Raw genomic sequence first — 22,933 nt, forward strand, 5'->3', positions numbered from 1 at the left:
CCCGATAAACCACTCCGGGCACCTCTCCCACACACACATCAGCCCTACGCGGAGAGGGCAGGATTCGAACCTGCGAAGGCGGTAAAACCCGACCCGGACCGAAACCCGAGCCCCCGATAAACCACTCCGGGCACCTCTCCCACACACACATCAGCCCTACGCGGAGAGGGCAGGATTCGAACCTGCGAAGGCGGTAAAACCCGACCCGAGCCGAAACCCGAGCCCCCGATAAACCACTCCGGGCACCTCTCCTCGATCCCTTTCCGGTCTCCCGGCCCGGTCTCGACGAGAAGAACTCTGCCCGACTCCCCTGACATCCCGCTGACGGATTGCTGACGCTTCCAACGGCCCTTCCGAAACCCCTTTCCCGACCTATTTGCCAGGTGCTCTACTCTTCTCGTCCCACTACCCGAGAAAGGAATTCCGCGATGACCACGGCCGTCACCGCACCATCCCCCGGGCAGGTCCTGGAGGCCCTCCGCCGGCACACGCAGGCGGACAATCCGAGTTCGTTCCTGGCGCTGAACAGCGGCAACGAGCTGTTCACCGAGCCGGGCCTGGACGGCGTGGTGGTCTTCCGCCGCACCGGCCGCTTCGCGGTGCAGTTCGGCGGACCGTTCGCCGCCGAGGGCGACTACGCGCCGCTGCTGGAGGCGTTCCGCGCCCGGGTCCGCCAGGAGGAGCGGACCCTGGTCGCCGTGCAGTTGCAGCGGCACGACGCCGAGGCGTACGCCGCGCGCGGCTTCACCGTGAACCAGATCGGCGCGTCCTGGGCGGTGCACCTGCCGGAGTTCTCGCTGCGCGGGACCCGGTTCATGCAGCTGCGCAACAAGATCTCCCGGGCGCTGCGCAACGGGCTGCAGGTGACCGAGGTCGAGCCGGGCGACTGGGCTTCGGCGATCGAGGGCATCGACCGGCAGTGGCTGGGCTCGAAGGGCGAGGACGTCCACCAGCTGGAGTTCCTGGTGGGCCAGCTCGGCGGGGACGCGCAGCAGCACCGCCGGCTGTTCCTGGGGACGATCGACGGCGCCCCGGTGGGCTACATCTCGTACTCGCCGGTGTACGGCGCCCGGGCGGGCTGGATGCACGACCTGAGCCGCCGGATCCCGGGCGGGTCGCCGGGGCTGATGGAGGCGATCAACTCGGCGGCGATCGACCTGTTCCGGTCGGAGGGCGTCGAGTGGCTGCACTTCGGCTTCACGCCGTTCACGGGGCTGGCCGAGGAGCGCGAACTGCCGGGCCACAGCCCGTCGTTCCGCTGGCTGATGCACTTCCTGTGGGAGCACGGGGCGGCGGTGTACCCGGCGCAGACCCAGCTCGCCTACAAGGAGAAGTGGGCGCCGGACACGGTGCTCACCGAGTACGTGGCGTTCGACGGCCCCGCGTCGCTGCCCGCGTTCGCGCACATCTTCCGCGCCTGCGGCGCGTTCTGACGTCCCCGTCCACCCGCTTCGTAGGAGGTACCGATGTCCGAGCAGTCCACCGAGGCCCTGCGGCAGTCGCTGGTCGAGTCCTTCATGGCGATCGTCGGCGCCCCGGACGACCCGGAGGTCGCCGAGGCGGCCGACCGGGTGGTCCGGGAGCTGGACGCCCGACTGGTCGCCGAGAGCTGAACCGGCAGGTCACGGGCGCGCCGCCGCGGGCCGGGTCAGCCGCCGATCAGGGAGGCGTCAGCCCCCGGTCGGATGCTGGTGCGGCGGGCGCGCGGTGCCGTGTTCGCCCCGTCCACGGCCCGGGCAGCGCGCCCCGGCCGCTCCACCTTCTTCGTGTCGTGCCCCGCGGCCGGGCCGTCTCCGCCGTCCGCCGCGACCGGGTGCGCCTGATTCTGGGAGCCCACGCAATGCAGACTCCACGCGTCACCACGGACACCCCGGGCGGTGCCACCCCGCTGGACGCCCGCCGGGCCCGCGCCGGGCGCGGCGCGGCCGGCACGGCCACCGCCCCGGCCGGGAAGGGGGCGTCCGCGTCCTTCTCCGAGCTGCTCCAGCGGGTGAAGGCCGAAGGCCTCCTGGACCTGACGCCCCGTTGGTACTACGGCCGGATCTCCGTCAACACGGCGATGATCGTCGGCGGCCTGGTGGCCTTCGCGCTGCTCGGCAACTCCTGGTGGCAGCTGCTGGTCGCCGCCTGGATGGGCCTGTGCGGCGCGCAGAGCGCCTTCATGTGGCACGAGGCCGGCCACAAGGCGATGTTCCGCAGCCGCTGGACGGCCGACGTGGTCGGCTACTTCCACGCCAACCTGGTCAACGGCGTCAGCTACGGCTGGTGGGTCAACCACCACAACCGCCACCACAGCCACCCCAACCACCTCGACCTCGACCCCGACATCGGCCGCCGCACGGCGATCTTCGACATCAAGCAGTACGCCACCCGGACCGGGGTGCAGCGGTTCGTGGTGCGCTACCAGAGCGTGCTGTTCTTCGTGCTGCTGACCCTGGAGGCCTTCAAGATGAACCGCACCGCGGTGCGGGCCATCGTGAAGGGCGACACCAAGCGTCCGGTGCTGGAGACCACCCTGCTGGTGGTGCGGGCCGCGTTCTACCTGGGCCTGGTGTTCTGGCTGCTGTCGCCGGGCCTGGCGGTGGCCTTCCTGCTGGTCCAGCACGCCGTGCTGGGCGTCTACTTCGGCATGATCTTCGCCCCGAATCACAAGGGCATGGAGATCCGCGACGGCGAGGAGGAGACCCTGGACTGGCTGGAGCGCCAGGTCCTCACCTCCCGCAACATCACCCCGTCCCCGCTGATCGACTTCCTGTACGGCGGGCTGAACTACCAGATCGAGCACCACCTGTTCCCGGCGATGCCGCAGAAGCACCTGGCCCGTGCGCGGGTGCTGACCATGGAGTACTGCGCCGAGCGCGGCATCCCGTACGTCGAGATGGGCTTCTGGGCCTCCTACAAGGAGGTCGCCGGCTTCCTGCACGAGGTCAGCGCGCCCGTCCGGCGCGGCGAGGGCGACGCGGCCGCGGCCGCCCGCCTGGCCGCCTGACCGCCCGTCACCCGTCCCGTCCCGTTCCACCGTCACCCGTGTTCCCGCGGCGCCCCGGCCGGTCCCGGCCGGGGCGCCGCGGTGGGAGGAGCCCCCTCATGCTCGACCAGCAGACCAGACAGGCCCGCCCGGCCGCCCCGGACTCGATCGGCGCGCGGCTGGACCGCGCGCCGATCGGTCCCGTCCACCGCAGGCTGACCGCGATCATCGGCGTCGGCCTGCTCTTCGACACCTTCGAGAACAACCTGTCCGGGGTGATCTCGAAGGTCCTGCAGCACGACTTCGCGTTCAACGGCACCACCCTGAAGCTGGTGCTGGCCTCGGCGTTCGTCGGCCAGTTCGTCGGCGCGCTGCTGCTCGGCCGGCTGGCCGACCGGGTCGGCCGGCGCACCGCGTTCCTGGTCAACCTGGCGCTGTACTCCGGGTTCTCGCTGCTCGGCGCGTTCTCGCCGAACGCGGAGTGGCTGATCGCGACCCGGTTCCTGGCGGGTGTCGGCATCGGCGCCGAGCAGGCCCTGTCGGACTGCTACCTGGCGGACGTGCTGCCCGCGAACCGGCGCGGCCGGTTCACCGCCTGGGCGTACACGATCGCGTTCTGCGGGGTGCCCGCGGTGGGCTTCGCCGCGCTGTGGCTGGTGCCGCTGTCACCGCTGGGGATCGCGGGCTGGCGCTGGCTGTTCGTGCTGGGCTCGCTCGGCTCGGCGGTGGTGTGGGTGCTGCGCCGGCAGCTGATCGAGTCGCCGCGCTGGCTGGCCGCGGTGGGCCGCCGGGAGGAGGCGGAGCGGCTGACCGCGCTCCTGGAGGGCCGGGCCCCGGGCGAGTCGCCCGTGACCGCCGCCGTGCCGGACGCGCCGGCGCCCCGGGTGCGGGTGCGGGCGGTGTTCTCGCCCCGGTTCCTGCGCCGCACCGTGATGCTGTGGCTGTTCTGCGTCCTGTCGGTGGTCGGCTACTACGGCTTCGGGACGCTGGCCCCGCAGATCCTCGCCGCGAAGGGCTACGGCGTGGTGGCGGGCCTGGGCTACACCGCGGCGTCGTTCCTCGGCTACCCGCTGGGCTCGCTGCTGTCGGTGCCGATCATGGAGCGGATGGAGCGCAAGCTGCTGGCCGCGCTGTCGGCGTCCGTGATGGCGCTGGCCGGCCTGGGCTTCGGCTTCGCGGACGGCGCGGCCTCGGTGGTGGTCTGCGGCGTGCTGTACACGCTGGCGAGCAACGTGTTCTCCACCGTCTCGCACGTGTACCTCGCCGAGCAGTACCCGACGGCGATCCGGGCGGCGGCCTCGGGCGCCGCGTACTCGCTGTCGAAGCTGAGCGCGGCCGCGCTGCCGTTCGTCCTGCTGCCGGTGCTCCAGCAGCACGGCGCGGGGGCCCTGTTCGGGGTGATCGCGGCGGCGATGGCGCTGCTCACGCTGACCGTGCTGACGCTCGGGCAGCGCACCACGGGCCGTCCGGTGGACCACTGACGGGTCCGGCCCGGCCGCGGGGCGGCGGGGCAGCGGCGAGACGCCCGGCCGGGGGTTCCGGCCGGGCGTCTCGCGCGGGCGGGCCCGGCGTTCCGCGGCCGGGCCGGGGTGCCGGGCCGGGGTGCCGCCGCCCCCGGCCCGGCCCGGCGGCCCGCGGGGCTCCGGACGGGGAGTCCCGCGGGCGCCGGACTCCGCTCCGCCCGGGCCGGGGCGTCCGGGTTCACGCCGAGGCGCCGGCCTCGCTCGCCAGGTAGGCGGCCATCGCGGTCACCGTGGGGTGGTGCTCCCAGGCGATCGCCGGCTCCAGGTAGAGGCCGAACTTCTCCTCGATGTCGCCGAACAGGCTGAGCGCGGCGACCGAGTCGAGGCCGCACTCGATGAACGGCATGTCGGGGTTGATCTCGTGGCGGGGCCGGGAGAGTGACTCGCTGAGCCGGTCGATCAGCCAGCCGCGGATCTCAGTCTCGGCCTGGTCACCGGGAAACGGTCGGGACGCTGTCATCGATACTCCTTCGCAGTGGCATCTCCCCCGCAGCGTGCACCCGGGGGCTGGAGGGCCGCTGGAGGGGCCCTGGACAGACCCCGGTGGCACGCTACGGCGCACGCGTCGAGCCCGCCTCGGGTCCGGGTGGACCCGAGGCGGGCTCGGGACGGGCTCGGTGCGGCCGGGTCGCTCAGCCGACCAGGCGGTCGGCCTCCAGCACTCCGGCGGAGACCGGGTCGAGGCGCGGGTCGGCGGCGAGCACGGCGTTGTGCAGCCGCTGGACCCGGTTGGACGGCTCGATGCCGAGCTCGCGGATGAGCGTCTCGCGCAGCCGCCGGTAGGTCTCCAGCGCCTGCCAGGCCCGGCCGGACCGGTACTGCGCCAGGATCAGCTGCGCGTGCAGGCCCTCGTGCATCGGGTGGCGGGCGGACAGCACGGTCAGTTCGCCGAGCAGCGCGGCGTGCCGGCCGAGCCGCAGGTCGGCGCCGATCCGGCCCTCCAGGGCGGACAGCCGGGCCTCCTCCAGCCGCATCACCTCGATCTCCAGGACCGGGCCGATGTTGACGTCGACCAGGGCGGGGCCGCGCCACAGGTCGAGGGCGCGGCCGAGCAGCACCGAGGCGCTCTCGTCGTCGCCCTGGTCGAGGGCGGTGCGGCCGAGCGCGGCGAGGCGCTCGAACTCGGTGCTGTCGACCTCGCCCGGCTGGATGTCCAGCAGGTAGCCGCCGTAGCGGGTGGCCAGCACGTCCTTGGCGGCGGCGGGCGAGCCGAGGGCCTGGGTGAGCAGCCGGCGGAGTTGGAGGATGTAGGTCTGCAGGGTGGTGGCGGCCGAGCGGGGCGGCGTCTCACCCCAGATCTCCTCCATCAGGGTCTGCGCGGTGACGACCTGGTTGGCCTGGAGCGCCAGAAGCGCCAGGATCTGCCTCGGCTTGGCCGCGCTCGGAACGAAAGGGCTTCCCAGGTGCTCAGCGGTGAACGGTCCCAGAAGACTGATCTGCACGGTTGATCCGCCTCCTCTCCAGTGGCGGGCGGACGGATGGGTTCCCTGGAGCTTGGCACGCGGACCCGTCCCGGCAACAGTGAGATCCTCACGGATTCGGGCGGGAATCCGGAACGCCGGGCACATGAGATATTCACGCGCAAGGCGTGAGGGAACCACTGTCCCGACCGGGTGGGCGTCACGGAGGATTCCCTCCCGTACGAACACCTGTCCTCCGGTCAGCAAGTCCCGATCCCAAGGAGAACGTCCGTGCTCGCCACCGTCTCGCGTCCGATACCGTCCACCCGGCACCTGGAGTCCGACTGGCGTTTCGCCGAACTCGTCGTACGGACCCACCTGGAGCCCGCTCTCCGCCTGCGCTACCTGGAAGAACCCGCCGAGGTCCTGGCCGAGTTCGGCCTCTCGCTGCCCGAGGGCGCCAGCGCTCCGGTGCTGCCCGGCGGCGGGGCCGCCCGCTCCGAGAACCCCTGGGCGGACGTCTGTCCGACCGCGCTGAGCTTCACCATCGAGGGCAACTGAGGTGGGGGCCGGAGTCCTTCCCCCCGTCGGCTTCAAACGGCACCTGCGTGCCGAGGTGGTGGCCGGCGAGGGCACCTTCCTGATCTCCGAACGCGGCACCACCCGGCTCCGCGGCCGGCTGCTGGAGTCGCTGGCCCCGCTCCTGGACGGCACCCGCGACCTGCGGGGCCTGGTCCGGGACAGCTCCGACGCGTCGGCCGCCGAGATCGGCGACCTGGTCGGGTCGCTGTCCAGCGCCGGTCTGCTGTCCTTCCGCGGGACCGTGCCGCGGCAGGCCGACGGCCGCGCGGAGGGCTTCTGGGAGGCCGCCGGACTGGACGGTCCGGCGACCGTCCGCGCGCTGGCCGAGGCCCGGGTGCGGGTGGTCAGCGCCGACGGGACGGACTCCGGCCACACCGCCGCCTTCGAGGCGGCCGGCCTGCGCGTCACGGACGCCGCCGACGCGGACCTGACGGTGGTGCTCTGCCGCGACTACCTGTCCGGCGCGCTGGCCGCCGTCGAGGCCGAGCGCCGGGCGGCCGGCGGTGCCTGGATGCTGGCCCGGCCGGGCGGCACCGAGATCTGGACCGGCCCGTTCTTCGACCCCCGGGACGAGACCGCCGCCTGCTGGCACTGCATGGCGCACCGGTTACGGGACAACCGCCCGGAGGACCTGACGGTCCAGCGGGCCCTCGCCCTGACCGATCCGCCGACCTGCCCGGAGGCCTCGCTGCCCTCGACCCGGGCGCTCGGCCTGCACCTGGCGGCGGTCCGTGCCCAGCAGTGGCTGGCCGGGCTGCGCGAGCCGGGCCACCAGTCGATCCACACCTTCGACCTGCTCCGCCCGGCCGTCGCGCGCCACGCCGTGCTGCCCGACCCGCGCTGCCCGTCCTGTCCCGGGCCCGCCGCGGCCGCCGCGCACCCCGGGTCGCCCCGCCCCGTGGTGCTGCAACCGGTGCCCAAGGCGTCCCGGGCCGGCAACGGCCACCGCGCCCTGACGCCGCAGCAGGTCCTGGACCGCTACGGCCACCTGGTCAGCCCGGTCTCCGGGCTGATCGGCCGGATCAGCCGGGCCGCGCACTGCCCGGACGGCGTGCACTCGTACGTCGCCCAGTCCGCGCTCGCCCCGGCCGGCCGCTCCCCGCTGCGCCGGATCTCCGGCGGCAAGGGCGCCACCGAGCTGGACGCCCGGGTCAGCGCCCTGTGCGAGGCGCTGGAGCACCGTTCCGGCGCGCTGCACGGCGGCGAGCCGCGGGTCCGCGCCACGCTGAGCGAGCTGGGCGACCGGGCCCTGCACCCGAACGCCTGCCAGCTGTACGACGAGCGGCAGTTCGCCGACCGGGAGCGCTGGAACGCCGACCACTCCCTCTACCAGTACGTCACCGAGCGGTTCGACCCGGACGTGCCGGTCGACTGGTCGCCGGTGTGGTCGCTGACCCGCCGCCGCGAGGTGCTGCTGCCGACCGCGCTCCTCTACTACGGGCCGCACCCGCCGGGGACCGGCACCCGCTGGGCCAGGGCCGACTCCAACGGGTGCGCGGCCGGCAGCAGCCTGGAGGACGCGATCCTGCAGGGCTTCCTGGAGCTGGTCGAACGGGACGCGGTCGCGCTCTGGTGGTACAACCGCACCCGGCACCCCGAGGTGGACCTGGCCGCGCTGGGCGACCCGTGGCTGGACCAGGCCCCGGCCACCCACCGGCGGCTGGGCCGCCGGCTGTGGGCCCTGGACCTCACCGCCGACCTGGGCGTGCCGGTGGTGGTGGCGGTCTCCGGGCGGACCGGGGACGGGCCGCAGCAGCTGTCCTTCGGCTTCGGCGCGCACTTCGACCTGGTGACGGCCGCGCGCCGCGCCGTCGCCGAGTGCGAGCAGCTGCTGCCCGCCGCGGCGGCGGCCGGGCGGGGCCGGACGGACGGCGTGCTGGCCGACCCGGTGGCCCGGGCCTGGTTCAGCGAGGCCACCACCGGGGCCCACCCGTACCTGCTGCCCGACCCGGCGGCCGCCCCGTCCGGCCCCGGCCGCTGGCCGTGGCCCGCGTCCTCCTGCCTCAAGCAGGACGTGGAGACCGCCGAACGGCTGGTCGCCGCGCACGGCATGGAGCTGCTGGTGCTGGAGCAGACCCGCCCCGAGATCGGCCTGCCGGTGGTGCGGGTGCTGGTTCCCGGACTGCGGCACTTCTGGGCGCGGTTCGCCCCCGGACGGCTGTTCGACGTGCCGGTGCGGCTGGGCCGGCTCGCCGAACCGACCCCGTACGAACGGCTCAACCCCGTCCCGCTGTTCCTCTGAGCTGAGGTTTTCCGTCGGCTCCAGCGGCGCTCCAGTGGAGCCGGGCATCCTCGGTGGCTCGCATCGATCCGGTCGCCCGACGACCGCCAGGCACGAGGAACACGGATGGACCGGACCCCGGCGGACAAGCCACTGGACGTACGGCACTTCTGGTCGCTGCGCGAGGACGTGGCGGCGGACTTCGACGGGCCGGACGGCGACACCCTGCTGCACCACCGGTGGGGCACCGTCCGGCTCGACCGGCCGGACCCGGTGGCCCGGGAGGCGCTGCGGCGGATGGCGTTCGGGCCGATCTCGCTGTCCAACGTGCTGGCCGGGGCCGACCCCGGCGCGGAGCGGCGGCTGACCGAACTGCTGGAGCGGATCGCACCGCTGACGATCCGTTCGACCGGGCTCGACGACTCCGAGGTGCCGCTGCTGTCGCTGGTGCCGATCGCGGCGGAGGCCCGGCTGGGCGGCGCCGCCCTCCGCCCGGGGACGGTGGTGCGGCTGTCGCGGTTCACCGTGCTGTCCGCCGACGAGCGGGGACTGCTCGCGCAGTCCCCGCTGTCGCTGTTCCGGGCGCACAGCCACCGGCCCGCCGCGGCCGCGCTGCTGGCGGGGATCGGCCGGGCGGTCGCGCCGGACGAGCTGGCCCAGGAGACCGGCCTGCCCGAACCGGCCGTCGAGGCGGTGCTGCGGCTGCTGCTGGCCGCCGGGCTGGCCGTGGCCGGCCACCGCCGGGAGGAGGGCGAACCGGCCCGCTTCGCCGAGGACGCCGACCCGGTGCTGTCCCTGTGGACGCCCACCGACCTGCTGTTCCACGCCCGTTCGACCACCGGCCGGCACGACGGGGACGTCGGGGCGACCTTCGCCCACGCCGACCGGATCGAGCCCGCGCCCGCGGTCCGGCCGCTGCCGCCCGGCCCCCGGATCGCCCTGCCGCCGGTGCCGGACGCTCCGGTCCGGGCCGAGCTGTTCGCGCTGCTGGACCCGGAGCTCCCCGGCCCGGCGCTGGGCGGCGGCCCGCTGCCGCTGGAGCGGATCGGCGCCCTGCTGCACCGGGCCGCCCGGGCCCGCGCGGTGCGCCCCGACCCGGTGGGGCCGGCCGGCCACCAGATCAGCACCCGCCCGTACCTCGGCCTGGGCGGCACCCACCCGCTGGAGCTGTACCTGTCCGCCTGGTCCTGCCCCGAACTGGCGCCCGGCACCTACCACTACGACCCGCTCGGCCACCGGCTGACCCTGGTCAACGACTCCCGCGCGGACCTGGCGGCGCTGCTGGACTGCACGGGGGTGGCGGCGGGCCTGTCCGGCCGCCCGCCGGCCGTGGTCACCTGGACCGCCCGGTTCGCCCGCTCGGCGTGGAAGTACAGCGGCCAGCCGTACTCGCTGGTGCTGCGCGAGGCCGGCGCGGCCCTGCAGGTGCTCTGCCTGGCCGCCGGGGCGCTGGGGCTGGCCGCCGTCCCGGTCGGCACCAGCGACATCACGGCGGGCGCCGGGGCGATCGGCACCGACTGGCGGCTGGAGTCGCCGGTGGGCCAGGCGGTGCTCGGCCCGGCCGTGCCCTGACGCCCCGTCCGCCGGCGGCCGGGCGGGCAGGCATCCGCGATCCGCCTCGTCCGGGGCCCCGACCACGTAGGCTCGGATGGGTTTTGTCCGAGTCGGGAGGGAAAGCGGATGACCTCGGAACGGATCGGCAAGGAGTTCGGGGAGGGGCCCGGGGAGGGGTTAGGGGAGGAGCGGGGAGAGGCACCGGCCGAGCGGCCGGTGCCCGGACTCGCGCTCGGCATCCTCTACACGGCGCTGGCGGCGTTCCTGTTCCAGGTCTCGGTGAACCTGTTCGCCGTGCGCTCCGACGTCTGGCACGTGCTGCCGGGGGTGGTCGCCTTCGCCGTCATCTCGGTCTGCCTGCTGCTGCACGCCCAGCCCGGCCTGGAGCGGACCCGCCGCCGGTACGGCAGGTACGTGTTCCTGCTGCAGGCCCTGCTCACCTACCTGCCGGTGATCGCCTACCACGGCCTGTGGGGCGCCGCGGGCGGCTTCCTGGCCGCGTCCTGCCTGCTGACCTTCGGGTCGCCGTGGAACTGGGTCTCGTACACCGCCGTGGTGCTGTCGATGGCCGGGGTGGGCCTGTACTACGACTACGACGGGCAGTCGGTCAGCTACCTGACCACCTCGACCATGCTGACCGGCCTGATGGTGTTCGGCCTGATCCGGCTGGTCACCCTGGTGGTCCAATTGCACGAGGCGCGCGGCCTGCTGGCCCGGCTCGCGGTCTCCCAGGAGCGGATGCGCTTCTCCCGCGACCTGCACGACCTGCTCGGCTACAGCCTCTCCGCGATCACGCTGAAGAGCGAGGTGGCGATCCGGCTCGTCCCGGAGCACCCCGAGCGGGCCGTCGAGGAGCTGGAGTCGGTGCTGGGCGTGTCCCGGCAGGCCCTGTCGGACGTCCGGGCGGTCGCCACCAGCTACCGGAACATGTCGCTGGGCAACGAGCTGGACGCGGCCCGGGCCATGCTGGAGGCGGCCGGCATCACCGTCGACACCGTGCTGGAGGGCCCGATGCCGGTCGGCCCGGCGGACACCGTGCTGGCCACGGTGCTGCGCGAGGCGGTGACCAACATGCTGCGGCACTCCAAGGTGCAGCACTGCCGGGTCGAGCTCGGCACCGAGCACGACATGCTGCGCCTGCTGATCCACAACGACGGGGTGTCCGGCCCGGCCCCGGGCCGGGCCGGCAGCGGCCTGCGCAACCTGCGGTCCCGGGTCGGCGGGCTGGGCGGGAACCTGACGGCGGACCAGCTGCCCGGCGGCACGTTCCGGGTGGCCGCGTCGGTGCCCAGCGGGCCGGTCAAGGCAGCCAGCCCGCCGCCCTCGCGACCCTGATCGCGTCGACCCGGTTGCGGGCGTTGAGCTTGGAGACCACGGTGGTCAGGTAGTTGCGGACGGTGCCGGAGGACAGGAAGAGCCGGGAGGCGATCTCCGCCACCTCGGCGCCCTCCGCGGCCAGCCGCAGCACCTCGATCTCCCGCCCGGTCAGCGGACAGTCGCCGGACTCCCAGGCGGCGACCGCCAGTTGGGGGTCGATCACGCTCTCCCCGGCGGACACCTTGCGGATCGCCCGGGCCAGGTCGGCCGGTGGCGCGTCCTTGAGGATGAAGCCCGACACCTTGGCCGCCATCGCCCGGCGCAGCGTGCCCGGCCGCCCGAGGCTGGTGAGGATCAGCGACCGGCAGCCGGGCAGCTGCTCGCGCAGCTGGGCGGCGGCGGTGAGGCCGTCGATGCCCGGCAGGTCGATGTCGATCACGGCGATGTCGGGCCGGTGCGCGAGCGCCGCCGGCAGGATCCGGTCACCGTGGTCGACTTCGGCCACCACCTCGATGTCCGGTTCCATCCCGAGGAGCGCGACCAAGGCGCCCCGCACCATGTTCATGTCCTCGGCGAGAAGTATCCGGATCACTGGCCCCCCCGTTCACGGCTGCGACGGAGGTGAATCATAGCCCGGCGGTCGCGCCGTGCGACGCTACCGCTACGTTGGGGAGTCCGGCCCGCGGCCCGGGCCGCCGATCAGCGCGTCGACGAGGCCGTCGTCGAGCATGGTCAGCGCCGCGATGTCGGCGGCGTCGCCGAACCCGGCGTCGAACAGCGCGACGCTGACGGTGTAGCCGTCCACCGCCCAGGTGCCGAAGCTCCACTCCTCGCCGGTGCCGGGCGAGCCGTCCGGGCGCAGCACGGTGACCGGGGCCTCCTCGGAGGTGAAGCCGAACTCGGTGAAGCGGAACCGCAGGCCCTGCCCGATGGCCTTGCTGTAGGCCTCCTTCAGGGTCCACAGCCGCACCAGGGCGGGGTTGCGGCGGTGCTCGGCCATCGCGGCGAGCTGCCCGGCCTCGTAGGGGGTGCAGATCTGCTTCTCGGCGCCGGTGCCGAGCAGCACCCGGTCGTCGAGTTCGGTGTCCACCCCGATCCAGCCGCGCCGGGTCAGCCCGACCACCAGCAGTTCGGCGGTGTGGCTGAGGCTGATGTCGACCTGGTCGCAGCCGCGCAGGTAGGGGCGGCCGCCGAGCTTGTACGCCAGGTCGACGCTCTCCGGCGGGGCCTGGAGCGCCTCGCCGGCGGCCCGCTTGAGCAGCATCCGGGAGGCCAGGAAGCGTTCGCGGACCTGGCTGTGCGTCATCGCCCGGTAGCGGTTCCAGTCGCGGCCGAGCACCGCCCGGTAGCCGGCCTCCGGCGCGGGGTCGGCCCCGGCGGCCGGCAGCCACTCGCCGAGCCGGGCGACCAGCACGGCGCTGCCGCGCACCGCGAGCGCCTCGCGGACCCGTTCCCAGGGGGCCTCCGGGCCGGGGGCGACGGCGATCGGCTCGCCGATCGCGGCGCGGGCGTCCCGCAGCAGGATCACCGCTCCTCCTCGGCGAGTTCCGCCAGGTGGTCGGCGAGCGTACCGACGTCGGTCAGGCCGTCCACCATGTCGGCCAGCGACAGCTCGCCGAGCTCGGGGAAGCGCGTCTCGATCCGGTACTTCAGCTGCATGAGCATGACCGAGTCGAAGCCCAGGTCGTCGTAGAACCGGGCGGACGGCTCGAACCCGCCGTCCCGCTCGCCGCGTTCGGCGAGCAGCGCGGCGACCTCGGCGGCCACCCCGCGCAGCAGCGGCTGCTCCAGTACGGTGCTCATCCGTGCCTCCTCCCGCGGCGCTCCGGGCGCCGGCTCCGGGTCTCCATGGGTGGTCATTCCCCTCGTGCCGCCGTCGGCGTGTCGTACAGGTCGAGGCTGCCGCCCTCGCGGTACCGGCGGAGCAGTTCGGTGAGCGTTTCGTCCTCGGGCGCGGCCCGGTCGGTGAGGCCGGGGACGAGCCGCCGGCAGATCCGCTGCAGGGCGAGGACCAGCCAGGCGGGGCGGCCGAGGAAGTCGTCGCGGTCGCGGTGGTGGCGCCAGACGCCGAGGCAGCTCGCGGCGGCCAGCAGCAGGGTGTAGCGGTCGGCGAGGCCGTAGCTGCGCGGGGTGGCCAGGCCGGTGCGGCCGTGGTCGGCCATCGCCCGGCAGGCGTCGCGCAGTTCGCGCAGTTCGGCGTCCAGGACGGCGGCCAGCGCGGGGGCGGCCGGGTGGCGTTCGTCCCGGAGGTCCGCCAGCAGGGCGGTGCCGTGGGCGAGTTCGGCCAGCAGCGGGTCGTGGTCGACGGTGCGGCCGATCCGCTTCGGGTCGGGCTCGGGCAGGTCGCCGCGCAGGTGGAACAGTTCGGGGGCGGGCGGGGGTTCGCGCAGCCAGGACCGGTCGGCCAGGACCGGGAGCCGGGGGATGATCGTGGAGTGGCAGGCGGCCGTGCCGGAGTGGCCGAGGCTGGTGATCGGCAGGTCCCGGACGTGCTTCTGGAAGACCCCGAACTCGCCCTCCTTGACGTACAGGTTGGAGCCGAGCAGCACCGACAGGTCGTGCACGGTGTCGCTGAGCAGGATCGGCAGCAGGTACTTCACGGCGGCCGCGTAGCCGCCCGCCGCCTCCGGGTACAGGTGGGCGGCGCGGGTCGCGGTGAGCGCCAGGCTGTCGCAGACCAGCAGGTCGGCGAAGGAGCCGGCCAGGCTGGCCCGGGCCTGCGGGTTGCGCAGCACCGGGCGGCCGTACACGCCGCGCTGCAGGGCGAAGCGCAGGGCGGTGCGCAGCGCGGTGTCGACGCCGGCCAGCACCATCGAGGGCAGCACGCTGCGGGTGAGGGCGAAGGAGGAGAGCGCCAGGTCGACGCCGCCGCCCCACTCGCCGAGCAGCGCGTCCTCGGGCACCGGGCAGTCGTCGAGGGCCAGGCCGCCCATCCAGCAGCCGCGCAGGCCGACGGTGGGGTAGCGCGGCAGGTCGCGGACCCGGTCGGCGGGCAGCCGGTCGCGCTCCAGCAGCACGGCGGTGTGGCTGCGGCTGCCGGGCCGGTCGTCGGTGCGGCAGAAGACCACCGCGGCGGCGGCCTGCGCGGAGTTGACGATGACCCGCTTGGCGCCGTTCAGCCGTAGGGCGCCGGGGGCGCCGCCGAGGTGGAACTCCTCGCGCAGGAAGGCGTTCCCGTGCGCGAGGTCGCGGTAGGCGACGGCGGCCCGGCGGCCGGCGAGCAGCAGGTCGGCGGTGTCGCGCTGCTGCCGTTCGGTGCCGGCCGCCCACACCGCGGACGCCGCGAGGTAGGAGCCGGCGCCGTAGCCGACGCCGAGCGACGGGTCGCGGCGGAAGACCGGGCGCAGCATCCGGACCAGCAGGTCGGCGCGTTCGAGCCGGCCGCCGAGCCGGGCCGGCACGAACTCCGCGCCGAGCCCGAACCGGTCGAGCAGCCGGACGGCCTCGGAGGGGAGTTCGGCCCGCTCGTCGGCGAGCAGCAGCGTGTCGTTGCCGTACGGGTTGGCGGGGTTCCACGGGTCGCCGAGCTCCGCTTCCAGGGCGGCGATCCGGGCGTCCGCGGCGTCGTCCTGGTGCTGCGGGCGGGTGCCGGCCGGGGCGGTCCGTTCGGCGGGGAGGGTCACGTCCGGTCCTTCCGGGCCGTCGGGGAGGCGGCCGCGACGAGTTCGGCGACCTCGGGGTCGAGTACCTGGTGCAGCGGGCGGAGCCGTCCGGTGAGCAGGAGCGAGCGCATCGTGGAGCGTTCCAGCTTGCCGCTGGTGGTGCGGCGCACCGTGCCGGGGCGGACCAGCAGCACGTTGCCGATCCGGACCTCGAACTCCCGGGAGACGAACACCCGCAGCGACAGGTTGAGGGCCGGCAGGTCGAGGTCGGCGCGGCCGCCCGGGCGGACCTCCTGGACGAGCACCAGGCCGTCGCGCGGTCCGGCGGAGAACACCACGCCCGCGCCGAGCCGGCTGGAGAGCTGCTGGGCGCCGCGCTCGATGTCCTGCGGGTACAGGTTGCGGCCGGCGACCAGCAGCAGTTCCTTGAGCCGGCCGGTGAGGTACAGCTCGCCGTCGCGCAGCACGCCGAGGTCGCCGGTGCGCAGGAAGCCCTCGGCGCCGGCCGCGGTGACGGCCCGGAACGTGGCGTTGTTCTCCAGCGGGCGCTTCCAGTAGCCGGTCGCGACCGACTCGCCGCGGACCCAGACCTCGCCGATCCGGCCCTCCGGGAGCTCCTCGCGGGTCTGCGGGTCGACGATCCGCACCTCGGGGCCCTCGGGTCCGGGCCGGCCGCAGCCGACGAGTTCGCGCGCCGGCCGGCCGGGCAGCGGCTCGGTCAGCAGGTGCTGCTCCAGGGCGGCGGCGTCCACCGCGAGCGGTCCGGTGCGGCCGCGGCGGCCGCCGGTGACCGCGAGGGTGGCCTCGGCCAGGCCGTACGCGGGCAGGAACGCCTCGGGCCGGAACCCGTACGGTTCGAAGCGCCGGGCGAAGCCGTCCAGGGTGGTCGCGCGGACGTCCTCGGCGGCGTTGACGGCGGTCCGCCAGCCCGACAGGTCGACGCCCTCCAGCTGGCGCTCGGTCACCCGGCGGCGGCACAGCTCGTAGCCGATGTCGGGGCCGCCGCTGACGGTGAGGCGCTGCTCGGAGACGGTGCGCAGCCAGTGCACGGGGTGCCGCATGAACAGTTCGGCGGGCAGGTGGACGGAGGTCGCGCCCAGCCAGAGCGGGTGCAGCAGTTGGCCGATCAGGCCCATGTCGTGGTGCAGCGGCAGCCAGCCGCCGATCCGGTCCTCGGGGCCGGTGCCCAGCATGGCGGTGATGGCGCGCTGGTTGGCCGCGAGGTTGCGGTGGCTGACCATCACGCCGCGCGGGTCGCCGGTCGATCCGGAGGTGTACTGCAGCACGGCGGGCGCGTCCGGGTCGAGATCGGGCATCCGCCAGTCCGCCGGGTCGGGCTGCTCGATGGCGTCCACCGCCAGACAGGGGACACTGCCGTGGCCCGCCTCCGCGATCAGCCGCGAGATGCCGGGCGCGGCCGCCCGGTCGGTGAGGACGAGCGAGATCGCGGCGTCCTTGAGGATGCCCAGCGTCCGCTCGTCGTGGTTGCGCCGGTTGCCGGGCACGGGCGCGGGCACCGCGACGGCCCCCGCGTACAGGCAGCCGAGCACGCTGGGCACGAAGTGGGCGGTCTCGGACTGCAGGACGAGCACCCGTCCGCCCGCCACTCCCCGCTCCGTCAGCAGCACGGCCAGCCGGCGGGCCGCCGCGTCGAGTTCCGCGTAGTCCGTGCGGGTCGCCAGCAGCGGCGCCAGCCGCCCGCCGCGGCGGACCGGCTCGTCCCCCTCCTGCACGAGTCCCCTGGGCACCAGGAGGCCGGGCAGCCGGACCCCGGGGCGCGGCCTGGGGGCCCTGCTCTCCGGGTCCTCGCGCAGCACCACCAGCGCTTCCCGGCCCGGCCGTTCCACGGCGTGCCGGGAGAGCACTTCCACCAGTGTGACCGGTCCGTTCATGGTCTTCCCCCTGTCGACGGCGGAGCATGGCGAGGCGGGCAGCATCACACCCCTCCCTAGAGCCCCTCTGGGGAGGAGCTGGGGCCCCGGGCCTCCCCGCCCCGCCCCGGGACGCCCCCGGAACGGCCGGAGCCGGCCACCCCCGCGGGGGTGGCCGGCTCCGTCAGCGCCTCGGCGGACGCTCAGCCGAAGTAGCCGTCGAAGTTCTTCGAGAACTCGTTGTTGTTGTACTTGTCCCAGTTGATCGACCAGGTCATCAGGCCGCGCAGGTTCGGCTGCTTGCCGGCCCGCGGGGTGTAGGAGCCGCAGCCGGTGCCCTTGGTGAGGCAGTCCAGCGCCTGGTTGACCACGGCCGGGGCGACGTAGCCGTTGCCGGCGTAGGTGTTGGCGGGCATGCCGATCGCGACCTGCGAGGGCTTGAGCGCCGGGAACACGTTGTTGGCGTTGCCGGCCACCGGGAAGCCGGCGAGCAGCATGTCGGTCATCGCGATGTGGAAGTCCGCGCCGCCCATGTTGTGGTACTGGTTGTCGAGGCCCATGATCGAGCCCGAGTTGTAGTCCTGGACGTGCAGCAGGGTGAGGTCGTCGCGCAGGCCGTAGATGACCGGCAGGAAGGCGCCGGCCCGCGGGTCCTGGCCGCCCCAGGGGCCCGAGCCGTAGTACTGGTAGCCGAGCTGGACGAAGAAGGTCTCCGGCGCCATGGTGAGCTGGAACTTCGCGCCGTACTTGGCCTTGAGGCTCTTGACCGCCGAGATCAGGTTGGTGATGACCGGGGTGGTCGGGTTCTTGAAGTCGTTGTCGCCGGTGTTGAGCGACAGCGAGTGGCCCTCGAAGTCGATGTCGAGGCCGTCCAGGCCCCACTTGTCGATGATCCCGGAGACCGAGTTGACGAAGTTGTCGCGGGCGGCGGTGGTGGTGAGCTGCACCTCGCCGTTCTGGCCGCCGATCGACAGCAGGACCTTCTTGCCCTTGGCCTGCTTGGCGGCGATGGCCGCCTTGAAGTCGGCGTCGGACTCGACGCCCGGGCACTCGGTGACCGGGCAGCGGTTGAAGTGGATGGTGCCGGAGGTGATGGAGTCCGGCTCGCCGAAGGCCAGGTCGATGATGTCCCAGCTGTCCGGGACGTCGGCCATCTTCAGGTAGCCGGCGCCGTTGGCGAAGCTGGCGTGCAGGTAGCCGACCAGGGCGTGGCTGCCGGTGGGCGGCACCGAGGTGGACGGGCTCGCGGACGGGCTGGCCGAGGTCGAGGTCGAGGGCGACGCGGAGGTCGAGGTCGACGGCGAGGCCGAGACGGAGGTGGACGGCGACGGCGAGGCCGACTTGGAGGGGCTCGTGCTGGCGGAGGGCGAGGCGGGTGCGCCGGGGCCGTCCAGCGAGACGTCGTCCGCGTAGTAGGTGCCCTGGCCGTACCAGCCGTGGGTGAACACGGTGGCGGAGGTCTGGGTCGCGGTGGTGGTGAAGCTGACCGAGAGCTTCTGGTAGGCGCCGCCGGTGCTCGGCGTCCAGGTCGAGGTGCCGCCGTTGACGCCGAGGTAGACGTACGCGCCGTTGACGTAGGCGCTGAGCGTGTACGTGGTGTTGGGGGCGACCGCGACGGTCTGGGTGCACTGGGCGGTGTCGGACGCGGACGCGGCGCCCGCGAGCGCGTAGGTGCCGGTGCGGGCGTGGCCGGTGACCACGGAGCCGGTGGACCCGGTGCAGCTCCAGGGGCTCAGCGCGTTGGTCTCGAAGCCGCCGTTGACCAGGAACTCGCCGGCCGAGGCCGACCCGGCCAGGCCGAAGCTGAGCGCGACGGCGCCGGTGGCCGCCACCGCCCAGGCCGTTCCGGCGGCGAGCAGCCGCTTCCTACGGGGAGTACGCATGTGGGGATGCTCCTGCCTCTGTGTGGGGGACGCCCTCCTCCGCGCGCCGGGCCGTGGGGTTCCCGGCCGGGGCGTGCCGCCGCACCGGCACCCACCCAGGGAGTTGGACTAGACCACTGAAGCGGCTGTGACTCCTCCCTGTCAATGGACCGGAGAACACGGTTCGATGACCCGCTGTCAGCCCCTCCGGAGGGTCCGGCGGCACCCGCCGGGACCGGCCGCGTTTGCGGGCCCCGGCGGCTGATCGAACCATGGAGGGGTGTCCGGATACCTGCGGTACCCCCATGTGCGCGGCGGGCTGCTCGCCTTCACCGCGGAGGACGACGTCTGGGTCGCGCCGCTCGGCGCGGACGGCGCGGTCGGGCGGGCCTGGCGGGTGAGCGCGGACCGGACCAGGGTCAGCCACCCCCGGCTGTCGCCGGACGGCGCGGTGCTGGCCTGGACGAGCTGGTCGGCGCTGACCCCGGAGGTGTTCACCGCGCCGGTGGACGGCGGGGAGGCGGTCCGGCTGACGTACTGGGGCAGCCAGGACACCCGGGTGCGCGGCTGGCTGCCGAACGGGGACGTGCTGGCGGTGACCTCGTACCACGAGCCGTTCGCGCACTACGCCTGGGCGTGGGAGCTGCCGCCGGACGGCGCGCCGGGGCGGCGGATGCCGTGGGGGCCGGTCGCGGACGCGCAGGTCGGCGCGGGGCACACGGTGCTGCTCACCGACGCGGCCCCGCACGAGCCCGCGTTCTGGAAGCGCTACCGGGGCGGCGCGACCGGCCGGCTCTGGGTGGACCACGACCTGCTGCTGCCCGGCCTGCCCGGGCACCTGGCCTCGCCGATGCCGGTGACCTGCGCCGGGGGCACCCGGATCGCGTTCCTCTCCGACCACGAGGGCGTCGGCAACCTGTACTCGGTCCGCCCGGACGGCACCGGCCTGCGCCGGCACACCGACCACGCCTCGTACTACGCCCGGGAGGCCGCCACCGACGGCGTCCGGGTGGTCTACCAGCACGCCGGGGACGTCTGGCTGCTCGACTCGCTGGACGCCCCCGCGCCGCGCCGGCTGGACGTGCCGCTGGGCGGCGCCCGGGCCGGGCGGCGGCCGTACCAGGTCAGCGCGGCCAACAACGTCAAGGACCTGGCCTGCGACGCCACCGGCCGGGCCGGGGTGCTGAACGTGCGCGGCTCGCTGTACTGGCTGACCCACCGCGACGGCCCGGCCCGGGTGCTCGCCGACACGCCGGGGGTGCGCTGCCGGCTGCCGCTGGTCCTCGGCTACGGCAACCAGGCCGCCTGGGTGACCGACGCGGACGGCGCGGACGCGATCGAGCTGGCCGCGCTGCCCGGCAAGGACGCCGCCGAGGAACGGCCCCCGCACCGGCGGATCGCGGGCGGCCGGATCGGCCGGGTCCAGGAGCTGGCCGCCGCCCCCGACGGCGGGCGCCTGGCGGCGGCCTGCTCGGACGGGCGGCTGCTGCTGGTGGAGACCGCCGACGGCGCGGTCACCGAGGTCGCCGCCTCCCGCTACGGGCCGGTCTCCAGCCCCTCCTTCTCCCCCGACTCGCGCTGGCTGACCTGGTCCGAGCCGGTCGCGGGCCGCTCGCTGCGGGCGATCCGGCTGGCCCGCACCGACCGGCCCGGGGAGAAGGTCGAGGTCACCGGCGGCCGGTTCGAGGACGAGCACCCGGTGTTCACCCGGGACGGCCGCTTCCTGGTGTTCCTGTCCTGGCGCGGCTTCGACCCGGTGCACGACGTGCACACCGGCGACCTGTCCTTCCCGCTCGGCTGCCGCCCGTACCTCGTCCCGCTGGCGGCCGGCACCCCGTCCCCGTTCGCCTCTCCCGCCGAGGGCCGGCCGCCGGTCGGCCTGGACCCGGAGGAGGCCACCGGCGACGGCACCGTGCACGTCGACGAGGAGGGCCTGGCCGGGCGGCTGGTGCCGTTCCCGGTGATCGCCTCCAAGTACTCGGCGACGGCGGCGGTCCGCGGCGGCGTGGTCTGGCTGCGCTGGCCGATCTCCGGCGCGCTCGGCCAGACCTTCGCCAACCCCGAGGACACCTCCGGGCGCCCCGCCCTGGAGCACTTCGACCTGGCCCGGGGCCGCCGCACCACCCTGGTCGACCAGCTCGACGGGTTCGCGGTCTCCGCCGACGGCTCGGCGCTCTCGGTGTTCTCCGCCGGCGCGCTCAAGCTCTACCCGCTGGCCGCCCCCACCGCCCCGCTCGCCGTCGACCTGCGCCGGATCACCCACACCGTCCACCCCGCCGCCGAGTGGCGCCAGTCCTACGCGGAGGCCGCCCGGGTGGTCGCCGACCAGTTCTGGGACGAGGGCATGTGCGGCCTCGACTGGCCCGCCCTCACCGCCCAGTACGAACCGCTGCTCGACCGGATCGCCTCCCCCGACGACTTCGCCGACCTGCTGCGCGAACTGCTCGGCGAACTCGGCACCTCGCACGCCTACGTCACCCCCGCCCGGCGCGGCGAGGGCCCCGCCCTCGCCCAGCAGCCGCTCGGCCTGCTCGGCGCCAACGCCCACCGCGCCCCGGACGGCCGCTGGCTGGTCGACCGGATCCTGCCCGGCGAGTCCTCCGACCCCAAGGCCCGCGCCCCGCTGGCCGGCCACGGCCTGCGCGACGGCGACGAACTCCTCGCCGTCGACGGCCGCCCGCCCGACCCGGTCCGCGGCCCCGCCCCGCTGCTCGCCGGGACGGGCGGCAGCACCGTCGAACTGACCGTCCGGCACGAGAACCGGATCCGGCGGATCGCGGTCACCCCGCTGACCGACGAACGGCCCGTCCGCTACCAGGACTGGGTCGCCAGACGCCGCCACCTGGTGCGCGGCTTCAGCGACGGCGCGTGCGGCTACCTGCACATCCCCGACCTCGGCGGCTCCGGCTGGGCCCAGTTCAACCGCGACCTGCGCTCCGAACTCGCCCGCCCCGCCCTCGTCCTGGACGTCCGCGGCAACGCGGGCGGCAACGTCTCCGAACTCGTCCTGGAGAAGCTCCACCGCCGCGTCCTCGCCTGGGACTTCACCCGGGGCCGGCAACCCGTCCGCTGGCCCCGCGACGCCCCGCGCGGCCCCGTCGTCGCCCTCGCCGACCACGCCACCAGCTCCGACGGCGACGTCATCATCGCCGCCATCAAGACGCTCGCGCTCGGCCCCGTCGTCGGCACCCGCACCTGGGGCGGCGTCGTCGGCATGACCGGCCGCCACGCGCTCGGCGACGGCACCCAGATCTCCGTCCCCAAGAACGCCAGCTGGTTCACCGCCGGCATCGGCTTCACCGTCGAGAACCACGGCGTCGCCCCCGACGTCGAAGTCGTCCGCACCCCCCGCGACTGGGCCCGGGGCGACCACACCGACCTCGCCGCCGCCGTCGACCTCGCCCTCACCCTCCTCGCCACGGCCCCCGCCGCCACTCCCCCGCCCCCCGACACCCCCCGCCCCGACCTGCGCCGCCCCCCGCTGCCGCCCCGCTCCTAGGGGCGGGCGGGACCCCGGCGGGGGAGGGTCTGGCGGTAGACGACGCTCGTGGTGGTGGTGCCGAGGGTGCAGAGTTCGTCGACGAGGGTCTCCAGGTGCTCCATGGAGGTGGCGGCGAGCTTGAGGGTGTAGCAGTCGTCGCCGGTGGTGCGCAGGCACTCCAGGATCTCGCGGCGTTCGGCGAGCAGGCGGTGCAGGGGCTGGTGGCGGCTGCCCGGGTACTTGAGGCGGACGACGGCGAGCACGGGGTAGCCGAGCCGGCCCAGGTCGACCGCGGCGTGGTAGCCGGTGATCACGCCCCTGGCCTCCAGGGCGCGGACGCGTTCCGCGGTGGCCGAGGAGCCGAGGTTGACGCGGCGGCCCAGCTCGCTGAGCGTGAGGCGGGCGTCGGCCTGCAGCTGCTCGATGATCGCCCAGTCGATGTCGTCGAGGTTCTCGGCCATCCGGCGATGCTACCGGCGGATTCCCGGCGGAAGGGCCCGAACGCCGGGAATCCGGCATTCACCCGGCGCGGTTCGCCCCGCTAGCCTCGCC

18 protein-coding genes and 2 tRNA genes are annotated in these 22,933 nt (G+C 74.5%); 9 read left to right on the top strand and 11 right to left on the bottom strand.

The window, feature by feature from the left end; all coding sequences use genetic code 11:
* Positions 1-49: 49 nt before the first annotated feature.
* Positions 50-140: transfer RNA gene (locus ACZ3J7_RS19125), tRNA-Arg, on the bottom strand.
* Between the two features lie 21 nt (positions 141-161).
* A tRNA-OTHER gene (locus ACZ3J7_RS19130) sits at positions 162-252 on the bottom strand.
* A 176-nt stretch (positions 253-428) separates the two neighbouring features.
* On the opposite strand from ACZ3J7_RS19130, the gene ACZ3J7_RS19135 reads away from it, so the two are divergent.
* The 4 genes from ACZ3J7_RS19135 (at position 429) to ACZ3J7_RS19150 (ending at position 4,449) form a co-directional block, all read left to right on the top strand.
* Positions 429-1,433, top strand: coding sequence for a bifunctional lysylphosphatidylglycerol flippase/synthetase MprF (locus ACZ3J7_RS19135; RefSeq protein ID WP_465622308.1), 1,005 nt, complete (start codon positions 429-431; stop codon positions 1,431-1,433).
* Positions 1,434-1,466: 33 nt separating this feature from the next.
* A complete protein-coding gene (locus ACZ3J7_RS19140; protein WP_465622312.1) occupies positions 1,467-1,613 on the top strand; it encodes a hypothetical protein in 147 nt (48 codons plus the stop codon).
* Between the two features lie 227 nt (positions 1,614-1,840).
* Positions 1,841-2,989, top strand: a complete 1,149-nt coding sequence (locus tag ACZ3J7_RS19145) for a fatty acid desaturase family protein (RefSeq protein WP_465622315.1) — start codon at positions 1,841-1,843, stop codon at positions 2,987-2,989.
* A gap of 98 nt (positions 2,990-3,087) precedes the next feature.
* A complete protein-coding gene (locus ACZ3J7_RS19150; RefSeq protein WP_465622318.1) occupies positions 3,088-4,449 on the top strand; it encodes an MFS transporter in 1,362 nt (453 codons plus the stop codon).
* Between the two features lie 220 nt (positions 4,450-4,669).
* On the opposite strand, the gene ACZ3J7_RS19155 is transcribed toward ACZ3J7_RS19150, so the two are convergent.
* Together ACZ3J7_RS19155 and ACZ3J7_RS19160 are read right to left on the bottom strand one after the other, a co-directional pair.
* Positions 4,670-4,951: an acyl carrier protein gene (locus ACZ3J7_RS19155; RefSeq protein WP_465622320.1), complete on the bottom strand. Its 282-nt coding sequence runs from the start codon at positions 4,949-4,951 to the stop codon at positions 4,670-4,672.
* A 172-nt stretch (positions 4,952-5,123) separates the two neighbouring features.
* Positions 5,124-5,933: an AfsR/SARP family transcriptional regulator gene (locus tag ACZ3J7_RS19160; protein WP_465622323.1), complete on the bottom strand. Its 810-nt coding sequence runs from the start codon at positions 5,931-5,933 to the stop codon at positions 5,124-5,126.
* Positions 5,934-6,182: 249 nt separating this feature from the next.
* Between ACZ3J7_RS19160 and ACZ3J7_RS19165 the strand changes: the two genes are divergently transcribed.
* The 4 genes from ACZ3J7_RS19165 (at position 6,183) to ACZ3J7_RS19180 (ending at position 11,583) form a co-directional block, all read left to right on the top strand.
* On the top strand, positions 6,183-6,452 hold the full coding sequence (locus ACZ3J7_RS19165) for a TIGR04351 family putative TOMM peptide (protein WP_465622325.1): 270 nt from the start codon (positions 6,183-6,185) through the stop codon (positions 6,450-6,452).
* 1 nt (position 6,453) lies between these two features.
* A complete protein-coding gene (locus ACZ3J7_RS19170; RefSeq protein ID WP_465622329.1) occupies positions 6,454-8,715 on the top strand; it encodes a TOMM precursor leader peptide-binding protein in 2,262 nt (753 codons plus the stop codon).
* A gap of 105 nt (positions 8,716-8,820) precedes the next feature.
* A complete protein-coding gene (locus ACZ3J7_RS19175; RefSeq protein WP_465622333.1) occupies positions 8,821-10,266 on the top strand; it encodes a SagB family peptide dehydrogenase in 1,446 nt (481 codons plus the stop codon).
* Between the two features lie 108 nt (positions 10,267-10,374).
* Entirely contained in the window at positions 10,375-11,583 is a 1,209-nt protein-coding gene (locus tag ACZ3J7_RS19180; protein WP_465622336.1) for a sensor histidine kinase, read from the top strand.
* Here ACZ3J7_RS19180 and ACZ3J7_RS19185 read toward each other — a convergent pair.
* The 6 genes from ACZ3J7_RS19185 to ACZ3J7_RS19210 all read right to left on the bottom strand — a co-directional run bounded on the left by ACZ3J7_RS19185 (position 11,549) and on the right by ACZ3J7_RS19210 (position 18,921).
* Complete coding sequence (locus tag ACZ3J7_RS19185) at positions 11,549-12,157, bottom strand: response regulator transcription factor (RefSeq protein WP_465622338.1); 609 nt, start codon at positions 12,155-12,157, stop codon at positions 11,549-11,551. The two genes, ACZ3J7_RS19180 and ACZ3J7_RS19185, sit on opposite strands and share 35 nt — an antisense overlap.
* Before the next feature lie 69 nt (positions 12,158-12,226).
* Positions 12,227-13,093 (bottom strand): 4'-phosphopantetheinyl transferase family protein, encoded by an 867-nt coding sequence (locus ACZ3J7_RS19190; RefSeq protein ID WP_465622340.1) that lies wholly within the window; start codon positions 13,091-13,093, stop codon positions 12,227-12,229.
* Entirely contained in the window at positions 13,090-13,368 is a 279-nt protein-coding gene (locus ACZ3J7_RS19195) for an acyl carrier protein (RefSeq protein WP_465622342.1), read from the bottom strand. Before ACZ3J7_RS19195 ends, ACZ3J7_RS19190 begins: the two co-directional genes overlap by 4 nt.
* 53 nt (positions 13,369-13,421) lie before the next feature.
* The gene (locus tag ACZ3J7_RS19200) at positions 13,422-15,188 is read right to left on the bottom strand and encodes an acyl-CoA dehydrogenase family protein (RefSeq protein ID WP_465622344.1); all 1,767 of its coding nucleotides are present in this window, start codon (positions 15,186-15,188) and stop codon (positions 13,422-13,424) included.
* On the bottom strand, positions 15,185-17,059 hold the full coding sequence (locus ACZ3J7_RS19205) for a fatty acyl-AMP ligase (protein ID WP_465622347.1): 1,875 nt from the start codon (positions 17,057-17,059) through the stop codon (positions 15,185-15,187). Before ACZ3J7_RS19205 ends, ACZ3J7_RS19200 begins: the two co-directional genes overlap by 4 nt.
* Before the next feature lie 182 nt (positions 17,060-17,241).
* A complete protein-coding gene (locus tag ACZ3J7_RS19210) occupies positions 17,242-18,921 on the bottom strand; it encodes a chitinase (protein ID WP_465622350.1) in 1,680 nt (559 codons plus the stop codon).
* 259 nt (positions 18,922-19,180) lie between these two features.
* Here ACZ3J7_RS19210 and ACZ3J7_RS19215 point away from each other — a divergent pair, with 259 nt between their 5' ends.
* Positions 19,181-22,399 carry a S41 family peptidase gene (locus tag ACZ3J7_RS19215; protein ID WP_465622352.1) on the top strand — a complete coding sequence of 1,073 codons (3,219 nt, stop codon included), beginning with the start codon at positions 19,181-19,183 and terminating at the stop codon, positions 22,397-22,399.
* On the opposite strand, the gene ACZ3J7_RS19220 is transcribed toward ACZ3J7_RS19215, so the two are convergent.
* Entirely contained in the window at positions 22,396-22,842 is a 447-nt protein-coding gene (locus tag ACZ3J7_RS19220; protein WP_465622354.1) for an Lrp/AsnC family transcriptional regulator, read from the bottom strand. The two genes, ACZ3J7_RS19215 and ACZ3J7_RS19220, sit on opposite strands and share 4 nt — an antisense overlap.
* Positions 22,843-22,933: the final 91 nt, after the last annotated feature.

The organism is Kitasatospora sp. NPDC015121 (genome assembly GCF_055562955.1).